General features: G+C 66.2%; 23 protein-coding genes. 3 read left to right on the forward strand and 20 right to left on the reverse strand.

Features of this window, described 5'->3' with window-relative positions:
- Window position 1: 1 nt before the first annotated feature.
- Window positions 2-874 carry an HpcH/HpaI aldolase/citrate lyase family protein gene (locus tag MKK53_RS08120; RefSeq protein ID WP_243928190.1) on the forward strand — a complete coding sequence of 291 codons (873 nt, stop codon included), beginning with the start codon at window positions 2-4 and terminating at the stop codon, window positions 872-874.
- A 479-nt stretch (window positions 875-1353) separates the two neighbouring features.
- Here the strand turns inward: MKK53_RS08120 and MKK53_RS08125 are convergent, their stop codons facing one another.
- Window positions 1354-2100 carry a dienelactone hydrolase family protein gene (locus MKK53_RS08125; protein ID WP_243928191.1) on the reverse strand — a complete coding sequence of 249 codons (747 nt, stop codon included), beginning with the start codon at window positions 2098-2100 and terminating at the stop codon, window positions 1354-1356.
- A gap of 521 nt (window positions 2101-2621) precedes the next feature.
- On the opposite strand from MKK53_RS08125, the gene MKK53_RS08130 reads away from it, so the two are divergent.
- Both MKK53_RS08130 and MKK53_RS08135 read left to right on the forward strand, forming a co-directional pair.
- Window positions 2622-3800 carry a zinc-dependent alcohol dehydrogenase gene (locus MKK53_RS08130; protein ID WP_243928192.1) on the forward strand — a complete coding sequence of 393 codons (1179 nt, stop codon included), beginning with the start codon at window positions 2622-2624 and terminating at the stop codon, window positions 3798-3800.
- 76 nt (window positions 3801-3876) lie between these two features.
- Window positions 3877-4347, forward strand: a complete 471-nt coding sequence (locus MKK53_RS08135; RefSeq protein ID WP_243928193.1) for a regulator — start codon at window positions 3877-3879, stop codon at window positions 4345-4347.
- A gap of 485 nt (window positions 4348-4832) precedes the next feature.
- Here MKK53_RS08135 and MKK53_RS08140 read toward each other — a convergent pair whose 3' ends face one another.
- The 19 genes from MKK53_RS08140 to MKK53_RS08230 all read right to left on the reverse strand — a co-directional run bounded on the left by MKK53_RS08140 (window position 4833) and on the right by MKK53_RS08230 (window position 20967).
- The gene (locus tag MKK53_RS08140; protein WP_192710956.1) at window positions 4833-5117 is read right to left on the reverse strand and encodes a hypothetical protein; all 285 of its coding nucleotides are present in this window, start codon (window positions 5115-5117) and stop codon (window positions 4833-4835) included.
- 52 nt (window positions 5118-5169) lie between these two features.
- Window positions 5170-5523 (reverse strand): hypothetical protein, encoded by a 354-nt coding sequence (locus tag MKK53_RS08145; RefSeq protein WP_243928194.1) that lies wholly within the window; start codon window positions 5521-5523, stop codon window positions 5170-5172.
- A gap of 300 nt (window positions 5524-5823) precedes the next feature.
- A complete protein-coding gene (locus MKK53_RS08150) occupies window positions 5824-7104 on the reverse strand; it encodes a cation:proton antiporter (protein ID WP_243928195.1) in 1281 nt (426 codons plus the stop codon).
- Window positions 7105-7256: 152 nt separating this feature from the next.
- Window positions 7257-7634 carry an acyl-CoA thioesterase gene (locus MKK53_RS08155; protein ID WP_243907806.1) on the reverse strand — a complete coding sequence of 126 codons (378 nt, stop codon included), beginning with the start codon at window positions 7632-7634 and terminating at the stop codon, window positions 7257-7259.
- A gap of 61 nt (window positions 7635-7695) precedes the next feature.
- Entirely contained in the window at window positions 7696-8910 is a 1215-nt protein-coding gene (tal, locus tag MKK53_RS08160) for a transaldolase (protein ID WP_243928196.1), read from the reverse strand.
- A gap of 97 nt (window positions 8911-9007) precedes the next feature.
- Complete coding sequence (locus MKK53_RS08165; RefSeq protein ID WP_243928197.1) at window positions 9008-9259, reverse strand: hypothetical protein; 252 nt, start codon at window positions 9257-9259, stop codon at window positions 9008-9010.
- 418 nt (window positions 9260-9677) lie between these two features.
- A complete protein-coding gene (locus MKK53_RS08170; RefSeq protein ID WP_243928198.1) occupies window positions 9678-10850 on the reverse strand; it encodes a chromosome partitioning protein ParA in 1173 nt (390 codons plus the stop codon).
- 414 nt (window positions 10851-11264) lie between these two features.
- Window positions 11265-11612: a CsbD family protein gene (locus MKK53_RS08175; RefSeq protein ID WP_243928302.1), complete on the reverse strand. Its 348-nt coding sequence runs from the start codon at window positions 11610-11612 to the stop codon at window positions 11265-11267.
- 89 nt (window positions 11613-11701) lie between these two features.
- Window positions 11702-11899, reverse strand: coding sequence for a hypothetical protein (locus tag MKK53_RS08180; protein ID WP_243928199.1), 198 nt, complete (start codon window positions 11897-11899; stop codon window positions 11702-11704).
- 97 nt (window positions 11900-11996) lie between these two features.
- Window positions 11997-12497: a YidB family protein gene (locus MKK53_RS08185; RefSeq protein ID WP_243928200.1), complete on the reverse strand. Its 501-nt coding sequence runs from the start codon at window positions 12495-12497 to the stop codon at window positions 11997-11999.
- A 40-nt stretch (window positions 12498-12537) separates the two neighbouring features.
- A complete protein-coding gene (locus MKK53_RS08190; RefSeq protein ID WP_243928201.1) occupies window positions 12538-12837 on the reverse strand; it encodes a hypothetical protein in 300 nt (99 codons plus the stop codon).
- A gap of 51 nt (window positions 12838-12888) precedes the next feature.
- Complete coding sequence (locus tag MKK53_RS08195; RefSeq protein ID WP_243928202.1) at window positions 12889-13191, reverse strand: hypothetical protein; 303 nt, start codon at window positions 13189-13191, stop codon at window positions 12889-12891.
- Between the two features lie 48 nt (window positions 13192-13239).
- Window positions 13240-14172 (reverse strand): YsnF/AvaK domain-containing protein, encoded by a 933-nt coding sequence (locus tag MKK53_RS08200; RefSeq protein WP_243928203.1) that lies wholly within the window; start codon window positions 14170-14172, stop codon window positions 13240-13242.
- Window positions 14169-14675, reverse strand: coding sequence for a YsnF/AvaK domain-containing protein (locus tag MKK53_RS08205; protein ID WP_243928204.1), 507 nt, complete (start codon window positions 14673-14675; stop codon window positions 14169-14171). Before MKK53_RS08205 ends, MKK53_RS08200 begins: the two co-directional genes overlap by 4 nt.
- The gene (locus MKK53_RS08210; RefSeq protein WP_243928205.1) at window positions 14672-15658 is read right to left on the reverse strand and encodes a PhnA-like protein; all 987 of its coding nucleotides are present in this window, start codon (window positions 15656-15658) and stop codon (window positions 14672-14674) included. The genes MKK53_RS08205 and MKK53_RS08210 overlap by 4 nt, the downstream gene beginning before the upstream one ends.
- Window positions 15659-15707: 49 nt before the next feature.
- Window positions 15708-15968, reverse strand: a complete 261-nt coding sequence (locus tag MKK53_RS08215) for a GlsB/YeaQ/YmgE family stress response membrane protein (protein ID WP_192710943.1) — start codon at window positions 15966-15968, stop codon at window positions 15708-15710.
- Between the two features lie 90 nt (window positions 15969-16058).
- Window positions 16059-16238, reverse strand: a complete 180-nt coding sequence (locus tag MKK53_RS08220) for a hypothetical protein (RefSeq protein ID WP_243928206.1) — start codon at window positions 16236-16238, stop codon at window positions 16059-16061.
- A gap of 128 nt (window positions 16239-16366) precedes the next feature.
- Window positions 16367-17857 (reverse strand): PAS domain S-box protein, encoded by a 1491-nt coding sequence (locus MKK53_RS08225; RefSeq protein WP_243928207.1) that lies wholly within the window; start codon window positions 17855-17857, stop codon window positions 16367-16369.
- Window positions 17858-18741: 884 nt separating this feature from the next.
- Complete coding sequence (locus tag MKK53_RS08230; protein ID WP_243928208.1) at window positions 18742-20967, reverse strand: tyrosine-type recombinase/integrase; 2226 nt, start codon at window positions 20965-20967, stop codon at window positions 18742-18744.
- Between the last annotated feature and the right edge of the window lie 257 nt (window positions 20968-21224).

A 21224-nucleotide genomic window follows, 5' to 3' on the forward strand; every position in this document is an offset into this window, starting at 1 on the left:
CATGTCCCTCTACCGCTCGTTCCTGTTCGCCCCCGGCAACCATGCGAGGCGCACGGAGAAGGCGCTCTCCCTAGGCGCCGACGCCGTCATCCTCGATCTCGAGGATGCCTGTCCCGCTGCGGAGAAGATCGCCACCCGGGCCGTCGTGGTGGAGGCGCTCCAGCGGCCGCGGAAGGCCCGGGGCTATGTCCGGGTGAACCCTCTCTCCACGGAGTACGGCTACGGCGACATCGTCGCGACGGTGCGGGCCGGCGTCGACGGGCTCGTGATCCCGAAGATCGAGCGGGCCGACGAGTTGCGCACCGCGGTCTGGCTCGTGGAGCAGATCGAGCGTGAGCAGGGCCTTGAGCCCGGGGCCCTCGACCTCCTCCCGATCATCGAGACCGGCCTCGGGCTCGCCAATGTCCGCGCCATCGCCGAGGCCGGCACCCGGGTGCACCGCCTCGCCTTCGGGGCGGGCGACTTCACCCTCGACCTGGACATCGCATGGTCGCCCGACGAGGCCGAATTCGCTCCCTACCGCGCCGCCATGGTGCTGGCCTCGCGGGCGGCGGGCCTCGAGCCGCCGATCGATACGGTCTGGGTCAACCTGCCGGACACGGACGGCTTCGCACGCTCGGCTGCCAGGGCGCGGGCCCTAGGCTTCCAGGGCAAGCTCTGCATCCACCCGGATCAGGTCGCCGTAGTGCACGCCGCCTTCTCGCCGTCCGCCGATCAGATCACATGGGCGACGAAGGTTGTCGCGGCCTTCGAGGAGGCGGAACGTACGGGCTCGGCGGCGATCCGCGTCGACGGCCAGTTCATCGATTATCCCTTCGTCTACAAAGCCCGGCGCATCCTGGTCGCGGCTCAGGCCTCAGACGTCGCACACTGACACGTGCCATTTACAGATCTTCGCGGCTCGCCCGTGCCAGGTGCGAGTTGATGAGATTGAGAACGGGCACTTCGGCAGGTTTGCGCAATCGTAGAACAGTCACGGCACCGCGCTTGAGCGGTACCGTTTAGCCTGTGCAGGGCGAGCCCGATGTCCCACCGATGCTTGGGCACGACCGCCTATGCCATTGTGTCAACGGCTCGAATGCGCTTCCCCCCAAACTCGCCTATGGGTTGTCCGGGAGGAACTTAGTCCAACGAACGACCCTATCGTCCACATTCATGAATCCCGAGAGTCGACCTTGGTCGATGCTGAGGCCGAAGCACTCCACCGACTGAAAAGATGGCGTCGTGCCTGCAGCTCATCGTGATCGCATCTGGGTCGTTCGTAGGGAAACGGCCCTCCCGCTTCCGACCCAACCTCGCCGTCAAGGGTACTCTACGGCCTGCCCGTAAACGGACGTGGGATCAGCGCCCACGTCATCGCTCTCCGACGTGCAGGGACCGGCCGAAGAGCGCAAGCATTGCGCTCCAACCCTGTTCGGCCGCAGCAGGGTCGTAGACAGGGAAGTCCGGCATCATCCAGCCATGCGCGGCCGGATACGTCCGCGTTGTGAACCGCACGCCAGCCTCCGTCAGTGCCCCCTCCAGTCGCTCAGCCATTGCAGGCGGATAGCTGCCATCGTTCTCCGCCGCGCCGATGTAAACTTCCGCCCTTAGTTTGGCAGCGAACAGGTGGGGGCTCGTCGGCGCATCGGTCGCAAGATTGCCCCCGTGAAAGCTTGCAGCCGCGGCGAACCGCTCGGGATAGGTTCCCGCTGTGGCCAAGGCCATGCCGCCGCCCATGCAGAAGCCCACCACCCCGATCTTCCGGCCTTCGACGTCGTCACGCGTGTCGAGGTAAGCCAGCATGGCCTCTGCATCTTCAGCGGCCTTTAAAGGGCTCGTTGTGGCCATCAGCGGCCCGAGGACTGCGCGGAAGTCACCCGCGAACACTTCCTTCGGCACGAATGGCCCGTAGGGTCCGTAGCGGTAGAAGAGATCCGGGAGCAGGACGATGTAGCCAGCGTCAGCGAGCTGCTGAGCCATGTCGAGCATCGCCGGCCTGATGCCACCTGCGTCCATGTAGAAGATCACCGCAGTCCATGGTCCGCCGCTTGCGGGGGTCACAACGTGTGAAGGGCAGTCGCCGTCGCGCGTCCGGATCGTAACTTGCTCGATCGGCATGGGATGCTCCTCAGCCGGACATTCGCGGTGTCCGCTTCAACCCGTTTACGACCACGAGCGGACTAACCACAAACCACCCACCCCGGTCATTCAGAGAACCATGCCGGCGGGGCTGGATTTGGCCGTAAGCGGAATGGCTGCTTCGGAGTTTATGCGGTAGGTAACCGGACCTCGACCCCCCGGCTTCGAGCGTTCGGTTAGACGCAAACGGCACCTCTCCGGTCGGTCAAGCTACCTTGCTTATGGCAACGCCGAACTCGCCGTGAACTCGGCGATCAAGATCACCAACATCATCGCCCCACTGCTACTCGTCGTAGTGGTGGCTGGTGGGTGACAGGGCGTGGACCGAGCAAAGCCTCCACGCCGGCCTACTTGCTGCGGCATCACTCCCCGTTCGAGGCAACCTAATTCCGGTGGCGGAGGATCATCCGCGCTTCCGAAGCGATTGATCCTGGACTGGCGTCGACCGGTGGAAGGCTCTTCCATCCAGTGGTTCGGCGCCACTGGAGAAAATGACACGCATGAAGGCGCTGACTTGGCAAAGCAGGGGCAAGATCTCCTGCGAGACCGTTCCCGACCCGAAGATCGAACATGGCCGTGACGTCATCATCAAGGTGACTGCCTGCGCGATCTGCGGATCCGACCTCCACCTCATGGGCGGGTTCATGCCGACGATGGAGTGCGGCGACGTCCTTGGGCACGAGACGATGGGCGAGGTCATCGAGGTCGGGCGCGACAACCGGAAGCTCAAGGTCGGCGACCGCATCGTGGTGCCCTTCACCATCTGCTGCGGCGAGTGCCGGCAGTGCAAGTGGGGCAACTGGAGTTGCTGCGAGCGCACCAACCCGAACGGCAAGCTCCAGGCCGAGACCTACGGCTACCCCCTGGCCGGCCTGTTCGGCTTCTCGCACATCACCGGGGGGTTCGCCGGCGGCCAGGCCGAGTACCTGCGGGTGCCCTACGCCGACGTCGGCCCCATCGTGGTCCCCGAGGGTCTCAGTGACGAGCAGGTTCTGTTCCTCAGCGACATCTTCCCGACGGCCTATCAGGCCGCCGAGCACTGCGACATCGGCCCGGAGGACACCGTCGCCATCTGGGGCTGCGGCCCGGTCGGCGTACTCGCGGTGAAGTGCTGCCTGATGCTGGGCGCAAAGCGCGTCATCGCCATCGACAGCGTGCCGGAGCGCCTCGCCCTGGCCCGCGAGGCCGGCGCCGAGACCATCGACCTGTCGACCGAGAACGTCCAAAACACACTGATGGAGATGACCCATGGCCTGGGTCCGGATTCGGTCATCGAGGCGGTCGGCATGGAGTCGCACGGGGCCGACACCACCCTCCAGAAGGTGTCCTCCGCCATCATGGAGCACACCGTCAGCCTGGAGCGTCCCTTCGCCCTAAACCAGGCAATCCTGGCCTGCCGTCCGGGCGGAAACGTCTCGATGCCGGGCGTCTTCGCGGGGCCGGTCGGTCCCGTCGCCCTCGGCGTCCTGATGAACAAGGGCCTGACCCTGAAGACCGGCCAGACCCACATGGTCCGATACATGAAGCCGCTGATGGAGCGCATCCAGAACGGCGACATCGACCCGTCCTTCATCATCAGCCACCGCTCCACCAACCTGGAGGATGGCCCGGCGCTGTACGACATGTTCCGGGACAAGAAGGACAACTGCACCAAGGTCGTGTTCAAGCCGCACGGCTGAACACCCCCGACGGGGCCGGAACACGTGCGCCAAGCACATCTGGCCCCAAACAACAATAATAAATGGATGACAACCGATGCCGAACTATGCTTTCGAAGAGGGCAACATCACCTGGCGGACGCTGGACTGGCTCCCGCACATCGCGTTCTTCGTCTACAAGGTCGACGAGGAGAGCCGCATCGTCGACGTCGTGTTCAAGTTCGCGGCCAACCAAAAGGTGATGCTCCATCGGCACAAGTGCCCCTACGTCACCCTGGTGATGCAGGGCGAGCTTCGGTTCTACCGCGAGAACGGGGAGATGAAGGAGGTCCGTCCGACCGGAAGCTACGTCTCCGGTGCTGCCAACGGCGAGCCTCACATGGAGGGCGGCGGCGATGAGGACGCCATCGTGTTTTTTAGCAATCGCAACATAGAAGACGCGCTCTACGAGTTCCTCGACGACAGCGGAAACCCGGTGCAGGTCCTCGGCATCGCGGACTTCAAGGCACAGCTTGCCGACCAGGTGTCCTCCGGGACCTATGCCAGGGTCGAGGGAAGACTCGTCTGAGCGACTAAAACCGCTCTCCGGGCGCTGGATCGCACGTGCGAGACTCCTATCGCGCGGAGCTTATAGAAAGGCCAACTGCAGGCGTGACCCTACGCCTGCCTACGTTGGTCGTTGAACGGCGGCTGCACGTATTGCGTGGACGGGGTCTGCATCCTGAGATGCGGGTCGGAGGCGTCGGTCTTAGGGCTGCCCTGTCGCACCGACTTCCAACGTAAGAGCGTGTTCAACGCGCTCCTCGCGCGATGGTGTCCGAAAGCGTCGGAGGTCAGCCTCGGATCTTCCGGTGCCTGCGGCCATACGGATGCTCCCGAGGCTTCCTGCCGACCCCCGGCGGCCGTTACGCCTAGAGGCCCTCAGGTTGGAGGTCCGCCATCGCCGAGATCCCGATGTCGGACCTGGCTGAATTTGCCCCTCCGGTTAAGAGTGCACGGCGCCAGCTTGACGGCGGTGCGTTGGGATCGAGACCGCCACGTAAGTTTGGCGGATCACCTGTGGGCTTCAAGCGAGGCCACCGCGTCGCCGTTCCAGACGATGCCGAACCCGGCATCCGCGACGGCCTCGGTGGCGACCGCCTTCCAGTCCGAGAGCGGGCGGTCTTCCGCCCGGGCGAAGACGCGCTCGCAAATCTGGCTGACGCTGCCGACGGAGGCGGCGCCGCGCTCGGCCCAGTGCCGGTTCAGGGGGATCAGGGCGGCATCGTAAAGACGTGCCCGCTCGTTCATGGCTAGAAGATCCAGCCGCATGTCATCGATCTCGGCAGGTCCGATCATGTCCGGGCTTCCCTATGCTGGTGTCGGCAGGTCCATGCGTCTGAACGCGTGCCTATGGCAGGGCGCCGATCATGCCCTTGGCCTCGGTCATCGTGTTCTCGCAGGCGCGCTGGTCTCCACGCCGGTCCTCCTCGCCCGCCCGCAGGATCAGGGTCCGCGCGCCGACGACATGGTCGGCCGTCGAGACCGTAGCGGGGTCGCTGGGCGTGTCTTTGCGGGCGGCGGTCACCCCGCGCGGCGAGCCCGTCCGCAACGAGCGCCCGGCCTGCAGGCCAGCGACCTGCACCGCACCTGCACTGTCGAGGCGGCGCTCGATGGTGCCGATCTGCTCGGCGCAGGAGGACGCCAGGGCCGGAAGCGGCGAGATTGTGAGGCTGAGGGTTGCCAGGATGGGTGCTAAGCGCATTGGGGTGCTTTCGGTGGGTGGCAGCATCGCAGTTGCGCTCGACGAGCGATTAACTCGATGCCGTCCCTCACGCGGCACTGCAAGGGTAGCGTCGGTACAACGGCGGAGAAGGCGTGTTGTTGCACTGCAATATCAGACGCGGGACTAGATTGCGTTTCGGCATGGCGCCGAGCCGGACGACCCGTCGGCGAGCTCGGTTCGCTGTCGACTGGTTCACCCGGTCCATCGGCATTCGGCAGTATTCCGTTGATCGACTATTGATGAGGGGGGCACGAGGAAACGGCCTTTAGCCACGCGCGGTCAGGCCGTGGGACGGGGAAGGGTCAGGTCCAGCTGAGCGCTTTCCGTGTCCCGTCCCATCCTGCGGTCGAGGGCGCGCAGCACCAGCGTAACCGTGAAGCCGTGTAGGAGGATGGAGATCAGGACGGTGAGGCCGGCCGTCGACCACAGAAGATCCGTTCCATCAAAGGACGCGTGACCCGTCGCGAACGCCAAGTAGTAGACCGTCCCCAGCCCGCGGATGCCGAAGAAGCTGACGACGGCACGGTCCTCCGAGGACCGACCGCTACCGATCAGGCCAATCCAGCAGCTAAGGGGCCGGACGATCAGGACGGCGACCAGCGCGAAGGCGACGGCGGGCCAAGTCAGGTCGTATAGCAGTCCCCCGCCGATGAGCACCGCCCCGAACCCGACGAGCAGAACCATCATCAGGAGACGTTCGAGCTGCTCGGCGTAGTCATGCATCTTGCGATGGTAGTCATGCCCGCGGCTGGAAGAGCGCAGCGCGACGGCCGACGCGAACACGCCAACGAAGCCGTAGCCGTCGACGATCTGGACGCATCCGTAGGCGATGCAGGTCACGCCGAGTGCCACGAAGCCGTCGCCGGTGCGGGAGAGCTTCGACAGGTTGGGCAGGTGGAACATCAGCCATCCTAGCGCCCGCCCTATCGCCGCCCCGAGGACGGCGCCGACGGCGATCTTCCAGAGCACGTCGACGGCAAGCCAGTGAGACCACGAAAAACCGGCCAGGCCGCCGGTACCAGCCAGAGCGATGGCGAGGTTCACGAACGGGAAGGCGAGGCCGTCATTGAGACCCGCCTCGGAGGTCAGGGCGAACCGCGGCTCGTCCTCGTGGGCCTCGTCGGGGTGGCCGACCTGGACGTCGGATGCCAGAACCGGGTCCGTCGGGGCCAGGGACGACCCTAGGAGAAGGGCCGAGGCAAGACCGAGCCCGAGAAGGGCCGACCCCAGCGCGGTCAGCGCGAGAATGGTCAGGGGCATGCCGATGCCGAGGAGGCGCCACGTCATCGACCAGCTCCGCCAACCGAAGAGGCGGTCGATCTTGAGGCCGGCCCCCATCAGCGAGATCACGACCACGGCCTCGGTGGCATGCTCGATGAGCTTGGCATGGGAGCCAGGATGGGGCGTGAGCTCACCGATGGCGGGGATGACCGACAGGGCTGCGCCGATCCCGACGCAACAGATGGGAAGCGACAGGGGCAGAGCCCGAAGCACCATCGGCAACCAAGCCGTCAGAAGCACCAGGACACCGAACCCGGCGACGACGACATAGGTTTCCATGTGGACTCAAGTGATTTCGGAAACCTCGGTTCAATGAATCGAACTATCCGCGACGATGGCGACAGGTCCGTGCCGACCGGGCCGGTCGGACAAGTCTGATGGAATGCCCGCGGACCGAGGATGTCGCCATGTCCAGTTCCGCCGGCCCCCTCCTACTTCCGCGGCTTTCCATCGTCGTCAAGGGCGACGTAGGTAAAGACCCCTTCGGTGACCTTCTCGGGATCGCCGCCTGTCCTATCACGCACCCAGACCTCGACCTTCACGCCCAACGACGTCTCGCCGACCTGCTGCAGGGCGCAGTAGCAACTCACCTCGTCGCCGACCGCAATCGGCCGTAGGAAGCGCATCGCGTCGATGCTGACGGTCGCGACGCGCCCCCTGGTGCGCTGGGCGGCGAAGGTTCCGCCCGCCAGGTCCATCTGGGACACCGTCCAGCCGCCGAAGATGGCGCCGGCCGCGTTGGTGTCGCGTGGCATGGCGATGGTGCGCAGGTGTGGGCCATCGGAGACGTTCGGGACCGTGTCGCTCATATCGTATGCCTCGCCCCTGGTTTCGGTCGGGTCGAAAAACGGACAATCGGCGTGGAAAAGTTCATGTCCGAGCGCCGTTCCCTGATCGCACCGGGGCCGCCGCGGCCGGGGCACCCTTCGGGGCGTCCTGGCCGGATGCAGGGCAGACCGCCTCGGCCGGCATGACGCCGGCGCCGGCCCGTTCGAGTTGTCCGGTGACCGAGGCGATGAGCTCGTTCCAGCTCGCCTCGAACGAGGCGACGGCCTTGGCCTCCAGCGTGGTGGCGACGTCAGCCATGTCGATGCCGAGCCGCTCCAATTCGTTGAGAATGGCCTGGGCCGCGCCGGCGGGCGCATGGATCGTGTCCGGCCGGATACGGCCATGATCTGCTACGGCGCGAAGCGTCGGCTGCGCCATGGTGTTGACCGTCTCGGGCCCGGCGAGCTCGACGACGTAACGGGTGTCGTCGAGGGCCTTGTCCTTCACCCCGGTGGATGCCCATAGAAGGCGTTGGGGCCGTGCTCCCTTCAGGGCGTGCCAGCGCGCGGAGGCGACGCTGTCCTCCCATACCCCGTATGCGAGGCGGGCGTTGGCGATGGCCGCCTGGCCACGGACGCGGTCGCGTTCGACGGCATTGCCTGCCCCCTCCGCCAGCCGGCGGTCCACCTCGATGTCGACGCGGCTGAGGAAGAACGAGGCGACGCTCTCCACCCCAACGAGGCTTTCGCCGGCGGCCGCCCGACGTTCGAGTCCAGTGAGGAACCCGTCGAGCACCGCCTCGTAGCGGGCCACCGAGAAAATCAGGGTCACGTTGACCGAGATGCCCTCCGCCAGGCAGGTCGAGATGGCGGGCAGGCCGGCATCTGTCGCGGGGATCTTGATATAGAGGTTCGGTCTGTCGACCAGCCACCACAGGCCGCGCGCCTCGGCCACAGTGCGCTCGGTATCGCCCGAGATGCGCGGATCGACCTCGATGGATACCCGGCCGTCGCGGCCGCCGGTACGGTCGTAGACCGGACGGAGGACGTCGCAGGCGGTCCGGACGTCCCAGGCGGTCAGCAGCCGAACCGTCTCGCCGATGGCGGTCCCACGCAGCGCCAGATCGCGCACGTGGCCGTCGTAGCCCTCGCCGGCCCCGATGGCCTTGGCGAAAATGGTCGGGTTGGTGGTGATGCCGATGACACCATCGCGCTCGACCGCTTCCGCAAGGGCGCCGGACTCGATCATGGGCCGGCTGAGGTCATCCAACCAAATGGCGACGCCGGCCGCTGCGAGGTCATGGAGGGGATCGGTCATCGGTTCTTTCCGTCAGGGCGGATGGGTGGGAGCCGTCCCCCGTGGGCCGGCGTCGGCCGTGCCGACCAACCCCCGTGAGTGACCGTCGGGTGCCGGTTCAGCCGCCGACGTCACCGTGGAAGGTCGCGAAGGACGACAGCACCTTCTCGGCGATGGCGTCGTCGACCGCGACGGAAACCCTGACCTTGCCGGCCAGCGCGGGTTCGCCCTCATTCCCGGCCTTCAGGTGCCCGTCCTCGACATCCGCCCGCGCCGCCTCGGTCCCAGCCGTGTTCTCGTCCGAGGCAGGGCCGACCTGCACCGCGTTCCGATCAAGGCCGTGATCCTGCACGATGTGCTCGACGGCCATCTCCGCATCCCGGCGGGATTTGAAATCGGCTGAGATCGTCCTGGACATGTCGCCTCCGGTTTATTGTCGATGGGTCCGGAAGGACCTCGAAAGAACATTCGGGATCGACTTCCATCGTCTTTGGCAAAGGGCCGGCGCGCGGGACCGTTCCGGTGGCGAACCGTTAATACGGACGCGAGGGTGGAATTCACAATGCAATCCGAAGCTGCATTGACCACTACGGTTCAAATCGCAGCAAGCACCCACCCTGGGCGTCTGTGACGCCATGTCCGAAAATCCGCCGGTCAGAGCGCTTCCTCCCTATCCCGCCGATCTGCAGCCCCCTGTCCGTTCCCTGCCCGGCGAAAAAACGGGCCCAGCCTCATCTGAGGCTGGGCTCATCCTGGTTCAGCCCCCTTCGACCCCCGTCCCGCGGGATTCATTCGGACTTGGGAGCGATGGCAGGCGCTTGCGGCTGGGATGGGCCGGGATGCACCGTCATGGCAGGAGGATGGTCCGATAGCTGCTGACGTGCCTCGGCGAGCTTAGCCTGGGCCGCGGCAAGGTCATGACGGGTCGTTCCCAGCCGGTCCTCAAGGGCAGCCATCTCCTTGTTGCGGGAGGCCAGCGTCTCGGTCAGGGTCGCCAACTGCGCCTGGGCGTCGGCCTGCCGCTTCTGCAGCGCCTCTACCGCCGAGGCCGCGCCGTCGCGGTCGGAAGCCAGCTTCTGGACAGCCTGCTCAGCCTGGCTCCGTTCCAAGATCACACTGTCCCGCTCGGACTGCGCCTTGGCGAGTTGCTTCTGCGTCGAAGCCAACCCATCCTTGGCTTGCTGCACCTGCTGGCCAGCCTGCGAGACGTCGCTCGCCAGCTTTTCACGATTGGCGGTCAGACCGTCGACGGCCCGCTCCAGTTCGGCCTTCTGCCTCGTCGCCTGCTCAGTCGCGGCGCGGGCATCGGCCAGCTCCTTCTGAGCGGCAGCCGAGCCCTCGCGCGCCTTCTGCTGGCTCTCCTCGGCCTTGGCGAGGTCGGCAGTCTTAGCGGTCGCCTCCTGGGACATGGCGGCGATATCGGACCGCAGCTTTGCCTCCTGCTGGCGCGTCTCTTCCAGCCGGCGCCCGACGTCGGACAGTTCCTTGGTCCTGGCGGTCGCCGCCTGCCCGGCTGCCGTGGTGGCCTCCTTCATAGGAGCGAGCTTCTGCTCAGCCTGGGTGACCTGGGCCTGCAGCCCGGTGAGCTTGGTCGTCTCGGCCTCGGTGGTGGCCTTGGCCTCGCCGGCCTTGCGCTCGGCCTCCTGTTGTTCCGTCGCCAGGCTTGCCGCCTTCGTCTTGGCCTGTTCGCCGGCCCGAGTGATATCCCGCTCCTGCTGCTGGGCCGATGCGATCCTCGCCTGGAGCCCGTCGAGGGTACCCGCCGCCGCCCGCTGCTGATCGAGGTCCGATTGCAGGGAGACCTGCCGCGTCTCCAGGTCCTGGATGCGATGGTCCCGGGCGGTCCTCTGCCGTGCGCCCGCAATGGAGGCAACGACGAGCCAGACCAGGAGTACCACCGCCACGACGGCGAGGCTGAACGGAAGGGGCCTGCGAAGTTCGGAACGGTAGTCGATGGCCATGGCGTTCTCGCGGGCGTTGGAGGGAACGGATCAGATCGACGAGGCAGCCTCGCCAGGCGTCGGTTCGGCACTGGCAGCCCCCGGCTCGGGGGTGGAAACACTCGATGCGAGACCGCCATGACCCGCCCCGACCAGGGAGCCGATCATGACGAGGAGCGCGCGGTGCTCGGGGATCCGTTCGCCGAGGCGAGGAAATCCGCGATCTCGATGCATGACGGCCTCCCGCCGGATGGCCCGTTTGGTTCATGGAAGACGTACACGTCGGCAGGGTCGCCGCCGCGGCATAGGTACCAGCGGTCGTCGTTCGACCCGTCATGGATCAGCGTGCGCATGGGTGACATCGGAGGGTCCGCCATGTCTCGTCCCCGTCCGAGGACCGCCCTCGTCGGAAGCGTAGCCGTGGGCGACGACCGTTCAGCGACGGCCGTGAACGACCATCGCGAGCAGGTATCCGATGGCTCCGGCCATGGCCGCCAGCACCAGCGGGGACTCCTTCGCATACTGTGCGACGGCATCGCCACCCTGCCGGTAGGCACGCTCGGCCTCGGGGAAGGCGTCGCGGCTCCGGTTGATCGCCTTGTCGGCGAGGTCGCTCGCCTGTCTGGCAACGTCGCGCACGGCGTCCTTGGCCTGTCCGACGAGGTTCTCGGCGGCCCCCTTGACCTCGTTAGCCGTACCCTTGGCCTGGGTCTCCCGGTCGCCCGTGACGTCACCGACAGCGCCCTGAACCTTGCCGCCGAGTTCCTTGGCGGCGCCGGTGATGCGGTTCTCGTCCTCTGATCAATCTCCGTTTGGTTCAAAGTAGAGCCGGCCCGCAGCAAAACATGCTTAGAGCCGATGCGAGGCGCTGACTAATTCTTCGACACGGCCTTCCTGGGTCGCGCTTTGATCGAGCTTTGGTTGGCCTTCTTCGCCCGGTCGTCGGCCTTCGAAGCGTGCTTGGCGGCCTTCTTCTCGTTGCCGTCGTCGAGGTGGCGAGCGGCCTTCTGGTGTGACTTGGCCGCCGCCTTGTGGTGTTCGGCGGCCTTGGCGTGCACGCTTCCGGACATCTGTCCCTCCCGTGACGGGGATTTACGTGCCCCGGTGCAAACGTGTGGCCGGTCGGTTCTGCGGCTTCGATACCAGCGGGATCGACCGGGTGGCTTCTCAGGCGGGCATGCCAGCGACCGCGGACGGAAGCCTGCCGTCAGGGGTGTAGCGGTCCACCGCGGACGGCAGTTCGCGCGAGAGCCTGGACAGAAGGTCGTCGTGCGAGAGGCCGGTCTGCCTCGACAGCGTATCGAGGACGTCAGGACCGATGGCCGATCTCAAATGATCGGGCTTCATCTCGGCGTTCGGCCCGTGGTTGACCCAAGAGTCGGCCGCCTCGCCGTGGCCGTTCTCGCGAAAGCGGTCAACGAGTTGGCCAAGGCCGCCGCTGAGCAGGCCACCGGCACCAGCACCCCCAAGGGCGCCTCCGAGATTACCGAGCAGGCCGCCGAGACCATCCTGTCCCGCGATCCCGCCCTGTCCGGCGGGCGTACCTGCGGTTGCGGGACCACCGTGGCCAGATCCGCCGAGCATCTCTTGGATCTTGTCCCGGTTCTGGAAGCCCGCCACGGCCAACAGGCCGAGCAGCGCGGTCATCGAGGGAAAGCCGTCACTCATCGGGTGTCTCCGTTCCGTTTCGATGAAACCTTTGGGCCGATCAGCAATCGTCGTCGCCGGGCTTCACGACCTTGCCCTCGGGCGGCTTGGCCTCGTTGGTGGCGGGCGTCGCATTCGAGCCGACATTGTTCATCGCGCCGACCGTCCCGGGGGATTCTGCCTTGGCACCGGGCGAGACCTTCGCGGTCGTGTCACCGTCGACCTTCGAGGAAGCGTCGGCCGAGCCCACCTGGCCGGTGCTGTTCGTGGTCGTCCCGACCGCACATGGCTTGGCCGAGGCGATGCCGGCGCCAAGGAGCGTTATCGCCGCCGCTACGGACAGGGTGTTGAGGATCTTCATGGGGTTTCCTTCGGGTTGGGATAGGATGCGGACCGGGCAGGCGAGGGACCGCTACCGCGAGGGGGCGGACTGTTCGGAGGCCGTCACGACGTAGTCGGCAATGGCAGCCCGGCAGCCAGGCGAGACCTCCCGGGCGTTCTTGCGGAAGCAGGCGACGACCTCGGGTCCGTTTAGGTCGAGGCCGTTGCAGAAACGGGCGTAGTCGGCCGAACAGAACGGCTTCAGCGATGCCCTTGAACCGGTCTTCTCAAGAGCCTGCGCGCCGAGCGGGACGCATGACGATGCGAGGGCCGCGAATACGACGAGGTGGCGGAGATTGGTCACGGCGACGGGGCTTTCGCGATAGGTGGACATGGAATCGTACGGAGCCGGGACCGGCTCGAATCGGTCCCGGACTTGAGCTCAGAGCGGCTTGCGCGGGGTGGTTTCCGTGGAGGTGCCGGTGGTGCCGGTACGGCTGACCGCCCCCCGACCGTCCTCGACCTCGACCTCGGTGTGGCGGACCTTGTCGGTCACGGTCTCCACCCGCTGGGCCGCATCCTTGCGGATGCCGACCTCACCAACGACGCGGGCGTTCTTCGACACCACCGCCTGCTCGCGCATCTCCGTCGCCTCGATGACCTTGTCCTCGAACAGCGCCATGTCGCCCGGGGTGACGGCGCGGTCGACGACGCGACGGTCGACGTTCACCTTCTCGTCGTGGAGGGTGACGTTCTCGCTGACATCCTTCTCGACGGCGTAGGACCGAACCCGGACCCGGCCGGCATCGACCATGCGCTTGCCGACGTTGAGGCGCTCCTCGACCACAGGGATGTAATCGGTGCCTGTGGCGGTACCGTGGGCGGCGACGGCCTCGGACGTTGCGGCGGCGTGCAGGCCGGTGTCGCGGGTCGTGGCGGCGTGGTCGGACGACATCGCACCCTCACCGAGCGCTGCGGTGGCAACCGGCGCGGTCCCTGTGGTGGAACCGGTCGCACGGCCGTCCCAACCTTCCTTGCGCCAGGCGGCCTCGCGCTCGTCGAGATCGACCGAACCGTGCTCCTCCAGGATATCGGAGGCGGCGTGGACGTGCGCGTCGTCAACCTCGGCGCTCAGCATCGTGCCGCCGCGGTGCAGGCCCTCGCCGTAGGCGTGACGGTCCTCCTCCGGCATGAAGAAGTCCTTGATCGAGCCCCACATGCCTTCGTCGGCCTTGGTCGCGGTTCCGGCCGCGCCGGCCTGGGTACCGGAGATGAGCTTGATGGCACCGGCGGGAATGCCGAGGCCGACGAGCTTGCCCTGGGCGGCGACCGCCTCGGGATGAGTGTCGTACATGGCGGTGATGGTCTGGGTCATGATGTCGGCTCCTGTGACGGGTGCATGGCGGCCTGTTCCGTGACGTGCCCCTCGGGGGACACGCGTTCGATCACGGCGTGCTGCCTGCGCAGCGTCACCGGCATCTCGACGTCCTCGTCCGCCGTGGTCCGACGGATGTGCACCTCCTCCTTCAGGAAGAGGCGCTTCTCGACGACGAGGATCTCTTCCAGCACCGGGATGATGGTCACCCCGGCCTCCGTCCTGACCACCGGGGGTACCTCGCCCTCGACGAGGGTCCGGTTGACGGGCACCCGGGTCACGCCGACCATGTCGCGGCGCAGAGTCTCGCGCAGGACCTGGTCGACGGTGTCGGTTCGCGTGCTGACACGGACCCGTTCGGTCTCCACCGCACGCTTCTCGATGCGCGCGGTCTCCTCGATCAGCGAGAGAACCGCCTCCTCGCCGATGGCGACCTCCGCCGCGGTACCGAAGGGCGTCCCGAGCCCGCGGGGCTCGGTCGCGGCGCGGTCGCCGACGCTCATGCCCGGCGAGGCGTCAAGGTGTTTGGGGCGGTGCGGGTGACGGTCGGATCGACGGCCGAACCACGGCCGGCGAAGAAGGATGCGAGCGCCCCGAAGATCAGCGCGAGGGCTCCGAACAGCGCGCCCTGGGAGACACGGCGCGCGGTGGCGTCGGCAATCTGCTTGGACTGCTCCTTGGCCGAGGTGACGGTCTCCCTGAACTGCTGGGTGTACTGCGCGACCTGGGTCCGGGCCTGCTCGACCGGGATGTTCTGCGCCTTGGAAAGGGCCACGGCGGCCTTCTCCTGGGCGGCGGCCTGTTGTGCGCCGTCACCCGAGACGGCGGCGCGCATCGCGGTCACAGCGGCGTCCTTCAGCGCGGCCGGATCGGACCCGGTGCCGTTGCGGACATTGGACTCGATGTTCGAGAACGGGTCGGTGACCTTGGTCAGCGACGGGGCGGCAGCCTGCGCCAGGGTCGAGGCGGAGCCGCCCATGGCGTTGCCGACCCCGCCGATGGCCGAGGAGGCGGTGCCGAGGGCGCCGCTGACGATGCCGCTGGCAGCCGACGACAGCATGTACAGGACCACGAGCGTCGAGACCGCCCAGGCGAGGAGGCCGTGATAGCCCGCCGTTGAGGTCGACGGCTTGCCGGACAGGCGTCCGGCGAAGTAGCCGCCGGCTACAGCCGCCAGCACGCCGGAGACGACGAACCACAAGCCGGCACCGATGCCGAGCGAACTCGCCGCCGGGGTGCCGTCGCCCATCGGATCGACTGTCGAGAGGCCGATGCCGAGCCCCAGCATATTCAGGATGACCTGCGAGATCAGCGCGACCGTGGCTCCGGCGAGGACCGCACCCCAAGAGACGGAATACAGCATCATCGTGCGCATGTCCTCGGCCGGAGTGACCATGGTGGTCTGCGGCAGGTCGCGGTCGACGACGGTGCGATCCGTGATCGGACGACTGGGGGATACGGGGGTGGGCTCGGTAACGGTGGCCATGGTGGTATTCCTGAGTTGTGAGGTCGGTAAGCTGGAAGGGCGCGGTGGGTCAGACGACCCGGCGGCGGCCCATGACGATGTGGTAGAGCCACAGCACGATCACGGCGCCGACGATGGCGACGAGCAGGCTGTAGAGGTTGACCCCCGACACGCCGGGCTCGCCGAACTGGTTGAACAGGAACCCGCCGACGACCGCGCCGACGACGCCGAGCAGGATGTCGACAAGCAGGCCCTGGCCGGTGTTGTTGACGATCTTGCTGCCGATGAAGCCGGCGATCAGGCCGAGGACGATCCAGGCGAGGAGGGACATGACGGGCTCCGGTTTTCGGCGTGCGGAAGGGTCCCGACGCAGGGCCTGCGCGGGCTGGGGCATGGGTCTCGATGGCCTGCGGGGCCGGGGCTAGGTGCGCGCGGGGCGCCGGGGTCGGGTTGGCTTGTCCGTGGTGTGCCGCGCTTCAATCGTAGCGATCTCGGTCGTGGCCTCCGCCTCAACCTTGGTGTCCCCGAAGATCATGCCGATGGCCTGCTTGATCAGGGCACGGGCGTGATCGCTCGACAGAACCTTGCGGCCCTTGCCCATTCGCGGCACCTCTCTGTCCGGCTTAGCCGTCGTCGAGATGCCCGGAACGAGCAGAGCTACACCCACCGAATAATTCTATCGAACCAATGTTCCGCCGATTTACATTAAAGTATTTCAGCTTAGGCCGCTTAGTGTTTTCGACCTGGTTTTCGCGTTGTATTTTTGCCGTAATGCTCAAATGATGTTTTCTCGCCTATGCCGCGTTCCCTGGCCCAGACGACCACGGCGCTTCGTCGGTTGACGCCGATCTTGCGATACAGGCTGGCAACGTGGTTGCGCACGGTGCTCAGCGAGACGCCGAGCGCCTTGGAGATCTCCTCGTCCGTGTCGCCGCGGCAAATGCCCTCCAGCATGTCACACTCGCGGGTCGTGAGTTTTTCGGCCACCGCCTGCGGCTTGCCCGGCCTGGGCGGGTTGCGCAGCAGGGCAAGCTTCTCGATCACGCCGTGGCTGAACCACGACGCGTCAGCCATGACGGATTCGATGGCCGAGATGAGTTCAGTCTCGGTCCGCTTTCGGGACGAGATGTCCTGCACGGCACAGAGGAGGCCCTCGCCGCCGCCGACGGTGACCTTCTCGGCGGAGACGAGGCAGTCGAGGACGTCGCCGTCGCGCGTGCGCAGGCGCCCCTCGAAGGCGCGCACCCTGCCGTAGCGCTGGAGTTCCCATTTGAAGCGCGTCCGCTCCGCCTCCTCCACCCAGGGCATCACGGAAGCGCTTTCGGCATCGCCGAAGGTGGAGGCGTAGGCGTCGTTGACGTTGGTCGGCAGGTCGGTGGCCGAGCTGAGGAGGACCGTCGGGATCGGGCTGAGCTCGAACGCCTTGGCGAAGCGCTCCTCGCTGAGACGGAGCTCGGCCTCCGCCTTCCGCCGGTCCTCCAGGTCGGCGAACGTGAACAGCATGCAACGTTCGCCGCCCGGCATCTCGATGGGATGGCCGGCGACGATGACATATTTCTCGGCATCGGACGGGACCGAGAGGCACGCCTCCCGCTGCCTGATGGTCGTGCCGGCATGGAGGTGCTCGACCGCGGAGGCGCGATGCTCGCCCTGTCCGAGAAGGTCGACTTCGGTGAATGTCCGGCCGATGACCTGGTCGCGTACGTATCCGGTGAGCTCGACGAAACCCTGGTTTACCTTGAGGTAGCGCAGGTCGGAGAGCCGGCAGACCACGGCTGGGGCCGGGTTCGCCCGGAACATGCACTCGAACCGCTCCTCCGCCTCGTAAAGGTCGCTGGCGTCCTGCATCAGAAGCGCGAGGCCGGTCGGTGCACCGGCATCGTTCGTCGTCACCAGTCCCCGCATCCGATGCGTCCATATCCTCGCGGGATCCCGGAAATTGTGGACTTCGACCACCGCGTCGCGAAACGCCTCGCCGGCCAGGATGCGCTCGACCGGATGCTGCAGGGGGCCGACCTCGCGGTGGTTGCGGTAGCGCAGGACGAAGTTGGCCCGGTACTCGGCGACCGTGGCTCCGAGGTCGCCGATCTCGGCGACTCCATGCATTGCGAGGGCGGCGTCGTTGGCGTAGGCGATGGTGTGATCCGGCTCGATCAGGATCACGCCCTCGGCGAGGCCGGCGACGACCTGTGCCAGTTGCCGCTGCTCGAACTGGGTCATGATGGCTCGGCTCGTTCGAAGGGCGTCAGTGGCCGCCTCGCAACCACGCATGGGTGCCAACGTCCCAAACGATGGGTCGGGCAGTACCCCGGACATTGCCGGCCGACATCCTTGCCTTCGTCGGGAAGGTCGTCGCCTCGGCCTGACACGCGTTTCCAGACTTGGACACCCCTGTGATCCGACCCTCGGCTCTCGACCACTTCGGGCTCGGGCATGACGAACGGCCTGACCGCATCCGCCAGGTCCGACAGGAAGAATCCCCCCTTCCGAATGACCCGGTCGGCCTTCCGGGCCAGGCATCGGCGGTCGTCGGCGGTGCTTAACACTTTCCTGGCCGTCCTCGCGTTGCTAGCGGTCCTGCTCGCCCGGGCCGTCCTGAAGCTCGCTTCCTGCAGTTCCGCATCTTCCGGGGCCTGTTCCGGCGCCGCAGGATCTCCGGAAGCGTCGCGAAGCCCGACCCAGAACGGGAAACCCGAGCTTCGAGTTTAGGGCCGTCCGCATCCGCTATATTCGTCATGTCACGAGCGAGCATCCGCTGGCTACAGATGAAGGTTCGGAAGCGACGTAACTGTGACATCTGACTCGCTCCGCGCCGATGTCCGCTTCGGAGATGTCGGCAGATGCCCCTGAATGGCTGAATTGGGCGCGAAGCCGAACGTCTGGTTTCGGGCAGCGAGCTGATGTCAGCTCTTGGCGCATCTGAGAGTCCATCCGAGAAGTCAGGCTGAGCGGGCAAGCCGCCTGACGAGGTTCATGACGGCTGCCGCGTAGAAGAGTGTCCGCCTCTGAGATGCCGGAAGTCTGCTGAATGGCCGAGATGGACCACAAAGCGGCACCGCAGCTTCAGCGAGTTGGTTGCCGAAGCTGACGTGCCGCATGGGTTTTCACGGCACGTTAAACGGCTTCTGGTTTCGGCGCGGACAAGCTTCCGTATATGGGGAGGACCGTCCAGGTCCTTTCGCCGCAGCTTTGCGCGCGTAGTGAGGAGACGAAGACGAGAGCCATCGGCGGCGCAAGCAACGCCCCTCTGCCGATTCTTGGCCTTCCAGAGAGCCGAGCGTCAACGATGATCCAATGAGCGCCCAGTCACACGCCCGAAGTCCACGCGTGACTTCGGGAATGGCGGCAATGGCCGTCCGCAGATCTTCAGGCTTGAGCGTCTTCTTGTAGTTCCGTGAGTTCACGGTGGAGCCCTCATGGCCCATCATCGACTCGCGGATCGGATCGAGCACCAGCCGCCGGATCATCTCCGTATTGCCGAAATGCCGGAAGGAATGGAATGTCTTGCGCTCCTCACGGGCCGAGGGCACGGCTTCGTCCAGAACGACCGCCCAGCGCTTGTCGAACAGGTTCGACAACGGCGTGTTCTCGCCAAATTGCGCGATCTCCGCGAAGATCAGATCGCTTCGTGCACCGGATCTGCCCCGCACGTAATCTAGGAAGCCGAGGCGGATCAGCTCTGGATGGAGCGGCAGCGTCCTACGCGACACCGCGTTTTTCAGGCGCCGTCTGCGTGTCGGCCGGATCTTGAGCGTGGCCTGCTCCAGGTCGATGTCACCGAGCTCGAGGTAGACCAACTCGGATAGGCGCGCGCAGGTGTAGTAGCCCAGGAGCGGCAGCCAGTAGACGGCCGCGAAGATCTGCTGCCCCCGTGCGACCCGCAGCATCTCCGCTTCCGAGGCCGTCGACGTCCAGACGGGGTGCGCGAACAGGGTCTTCAACTCGTCGATCTCGAAGGCCGGTCGCTTTTCGCCATCCCGCTCCGGGTCGATCAGGCGGAAGTCGCCCAGAAGTTCGACCTGCCCAATCGGACGCTGCTTGGCCCGACAGTACTTCGCGATCGTCGAGAGCTGCGTGATATGTCGGTTCACGGTCGCGGGGCTGAGCCCCACTTTCTCTGTCTGCCCCGCGGCCCGCATCGTTCGGCCGCGTTCGACTAGGTCCGCGATCGACAGTGCCGCATCACGTGAACTCTTGCCGTAGGATTTCGGCAGGTTGGAGAGATTCTGGATATAGGCAGTGAGATGGGCATGCCGGATCTGCCGCAGGTCATCGGTGCCAGCGATGTCGCCGAGCATTGCCGCGACCGCCCGATGCTGCCGTTGGGTCTTCTCGTCCCAAGTGGCGCCCTTGTGCGTGATGAGCTCTTCGACCATTTCGGTCAGCGAGTTCGTGACCGGGCCAGAACCGACTTCGCTACCCACATGCGCATCGTTCAGGCCTCGCTGGTCGAGGCCTGGAGCGCAATCGGTGAAGGCTGGACCATGATCCGCTCCGTCGCGCTCCGAAGATCCAGACGATGGCCTTGACGCCTCTTCCGGCGCGGCGGCCTCCGTTTTTGGAGGGTACGACGCAGGAGCTGGCGCCGCGGGTGGATGGTTCCGGTCGACTATGGGGCCTTGCTCGGGTGCTGGCTGGCCGACGGGTTCGGATTTGAGAGTGGCCGGATCTGTATAACTGCTTTCTGACAGCGGCGCTGTTGTGGAGGCCTGGACTTCGAAGTCGCCCCACTCGAAGCTGTCAGCGCCGTCGAAGTCGGATGTGGCCCAGCCCAGCGTGTCACGCGGCATCTCACCCCTGGCACGCATCGCCGAGAGGTTGGCCCAAGCCTCCCGTGGATCCGCACGCGCCTCGGCATAGGTGGAGGCGAATTCGCGTGAAACATGGCTGGAGAGCGCCGCGAGGCCACGGAGGCAGCGATTGAGGCCAGCCTCCGTCAAAGGCTCGTTCATGCTGGTCAGCATCGTCTGAAGATAAGCGCGCGGTGGCGTGAGCCGACCAGTCTCGTCTGGCCGACCGAGATCGCGCAGGTAACCGTTCTCGATGCGCCGTCGAATGGCTTGACGCTCCGGTAGGCTGAAGCCGTCCCGCTTCAGGCGCGCATCGAGTTCACTGTCGTACCCTGCGTCGAAGCCTTCCTCCGCCGCCAGCGCCTGCAGGCGTCCGAAGATCCGGTACTCCCGCTCCCGTTTCTCCATGAGCGTGGACCAGTCGCCGATGAGAGGCGCGCGCGGTGGATTGAGGTCACGCTGCAAGCGCGCGATCCGCGCGCTTCGCTCCCGGTCGACGAAGGCGCGGAGGTGGTCGCGGATTTGAGCCGCTGTTTGCATGGCGGGGTCATCCCGGACGCGGAGGCTTTCCGCGTTAAGCCCCCAGCCGAGTGTGCGCGCACTTGCTGGGTCGGAGGTGCCCAGGCTCAGAGCGACCGTGATGGACTTCCCCCTAACTGGGGCACCAGAGGGTCGCGTCCGCTCATCGCAACGGAATCGCCTTCGCCACCAGTATACCGCCCCGCGGCGGAACACGTTAGAACAAATCGTCAACGGCCTGCCCCTGTGGACAAGCGCGTGCAACAGCTCCGCGTACA

It is taken from the genome of Methylobacterium sp. J-076 (assembly GCF_022829405.1).
Classification (GTDB): Bacteria; Pseudomonadota; Alphaproteobacteria; order Rhizobiales; family Beijerinckiaceae; genus Methylobacterium.

Bases quoted from the DNA above. Each gene is read 5' to 3' on its own strand.
- MKK53_RS08225 (WP_243928207.1), bottom strand. From the start codon at position 17,857: ATGACCCAGTTCGAGCAGCGGCAACTGGCACAGGTCGTCGCCGGCCTC.
- MKK53_RS08120 (WP_243928190.1), top strand. From the start codon at position 2: ATGTCCCTCTACCGCTCGTTCCTGTTCGCCCCCGGCAACCATGCGAGG.
- MKK53_RS08150 (WP_243928195.1), bottom strand. From the start codon at position 7,104: ATGGAAACCTATGTCGTCGTCGCCGGGTTCGGTGTCCTGGTGCTTCTG.
- MKK53_RS08135 (WP_243928193.1), top strand. From the start codon at position 3,877: ATGCCGAACTATGCTTTCGAAGAGGGCAACATCACCTGGCGGACGCTG.
- MKK53_RS08190 (WP_243928201.1), bottom strand. From the start codon at position 12,837: ATGAAGATCCTCAACACCCTGTCCGTAGCGGCGGCGATAACGCTCCTT.
- MKK53_RS08230 (WP_243928208.1), bottom strand. From the start codon at position 20,967: ATGCAAACAGCGGCTCAAATCCGCGACCACCTCCGCGCCTTCGTCGAC.
- MKK53_RS08140 (WP_192710956.1), bottom strand. From the start codon at position 5,117: ATGATCGGACCTGCCGAGATCGATGACATGCGGCTGGATCTTCTAGCC.
- MKK53_RS08130 (WP_243928192.1), top strand. From the start codon at position 2,622: ATGAAGGCGCTGACTTGGCAAAGCAGGGGCAAGATCTCCTGCGAGACC.
- MKK53_RS08220 (WP_243928206.1), bottom strand. From the start codon at position 16,238: ATGGGCAAGGGCCGCAAGGTTCTGTCGAGCGATCACGCCCGTGCCCTG.
- MKK53_RS08165 (WP_243928197.1), bottom strand. From the start codon at position 9,259: ATGGCCGTCGAGCACATCGTGCAGGATCACGGCCTTGATCGGAACGCG.
- tal (WP_243928196.1), bottom strand. From the start codon at position 8,910: ATGACCGATCCCCTCCATGACCTCGCAGCGGCCGGCGTCGCCATTTGG.
- MKK53_RS08125 (WP_243928191.1), bottom strand. From the start codon at position 2,100: ATGCCGATCGAGCAAGTTACGATCCGGACGCGCGACGGCGACTGCCCT.
- MKK53_RS08200 (WP_243928203.1), bottom strand. From the start codon at position 14,172: ATGACCCAGACCATCACCGCCATGTACGACACTCATCCCGAGGCGGTC.
- MKK53_RS08155 (WP_243907806.1), bottom strand. From the start codon at position 7,634: ATGAGCGACACGGTCCCGAACGTCTCCGATGGCCCACACCTGCGCACC.
- MKK53_RS08145 (WP_243928194.1), bottom strand. From the start codon at position 5,523: ATGCGCTTAGCACCCATCCTGGCAACCCTCAGCCTCACAATCTCGCCG.
- MKK53_RS08180 (WP_243928199.1), bottom strand. From the start codon at position 11,899: ATGTCCGGAAGCGTGCACGCCAAGGCCGCCGAACACCACAAGGCGGCG.
- MKK53_RS08195 (WP_243928202.1), bottom strand. From the start codon at position 13,191: ATGTCCACCTATCGCGAAAGCCCCGTCGCCGTGACCAATCTCCGCCAC.
- MKK53_RS08205 (WP_243928204.1), bottom strand. From the start codon at position 14,675: ATGAGCGTCGGCGACCGCGCCGCGACCGAGCCCCGCGGGCTCGGGACG.
- MKK53_RS08210 (WP_243928205.1), bottom strand. From the start codon at position 15,658: ATGGCCACCGTTACCGAGCCCACCCCCGTATCCCCCAGTCGTCCGATC.
- MKK53_RS08185 (WP_243928200.1), bottom strand. From the start codon at position 12,497: ATGAGTGACGGCTTTCCCTCGATGACCGCGCTGCTCGGCCTGTTGGCC.
- MKK53_RS08215 (WP_192710943.1), bottom strand. From the start codon at position 15,968: ATGTCCCTCCTCGCCTGGATCGTCCTCGGCCTGATCGCCGGCTTCATC.
- MKK53_RS08170 (WP_243928198.1), bottom strand. From the start codon at position 10,850: ATGGCCATCGACTACCGTTCCGAACTTCGCAGGCCCCTTCCGTTCAGC.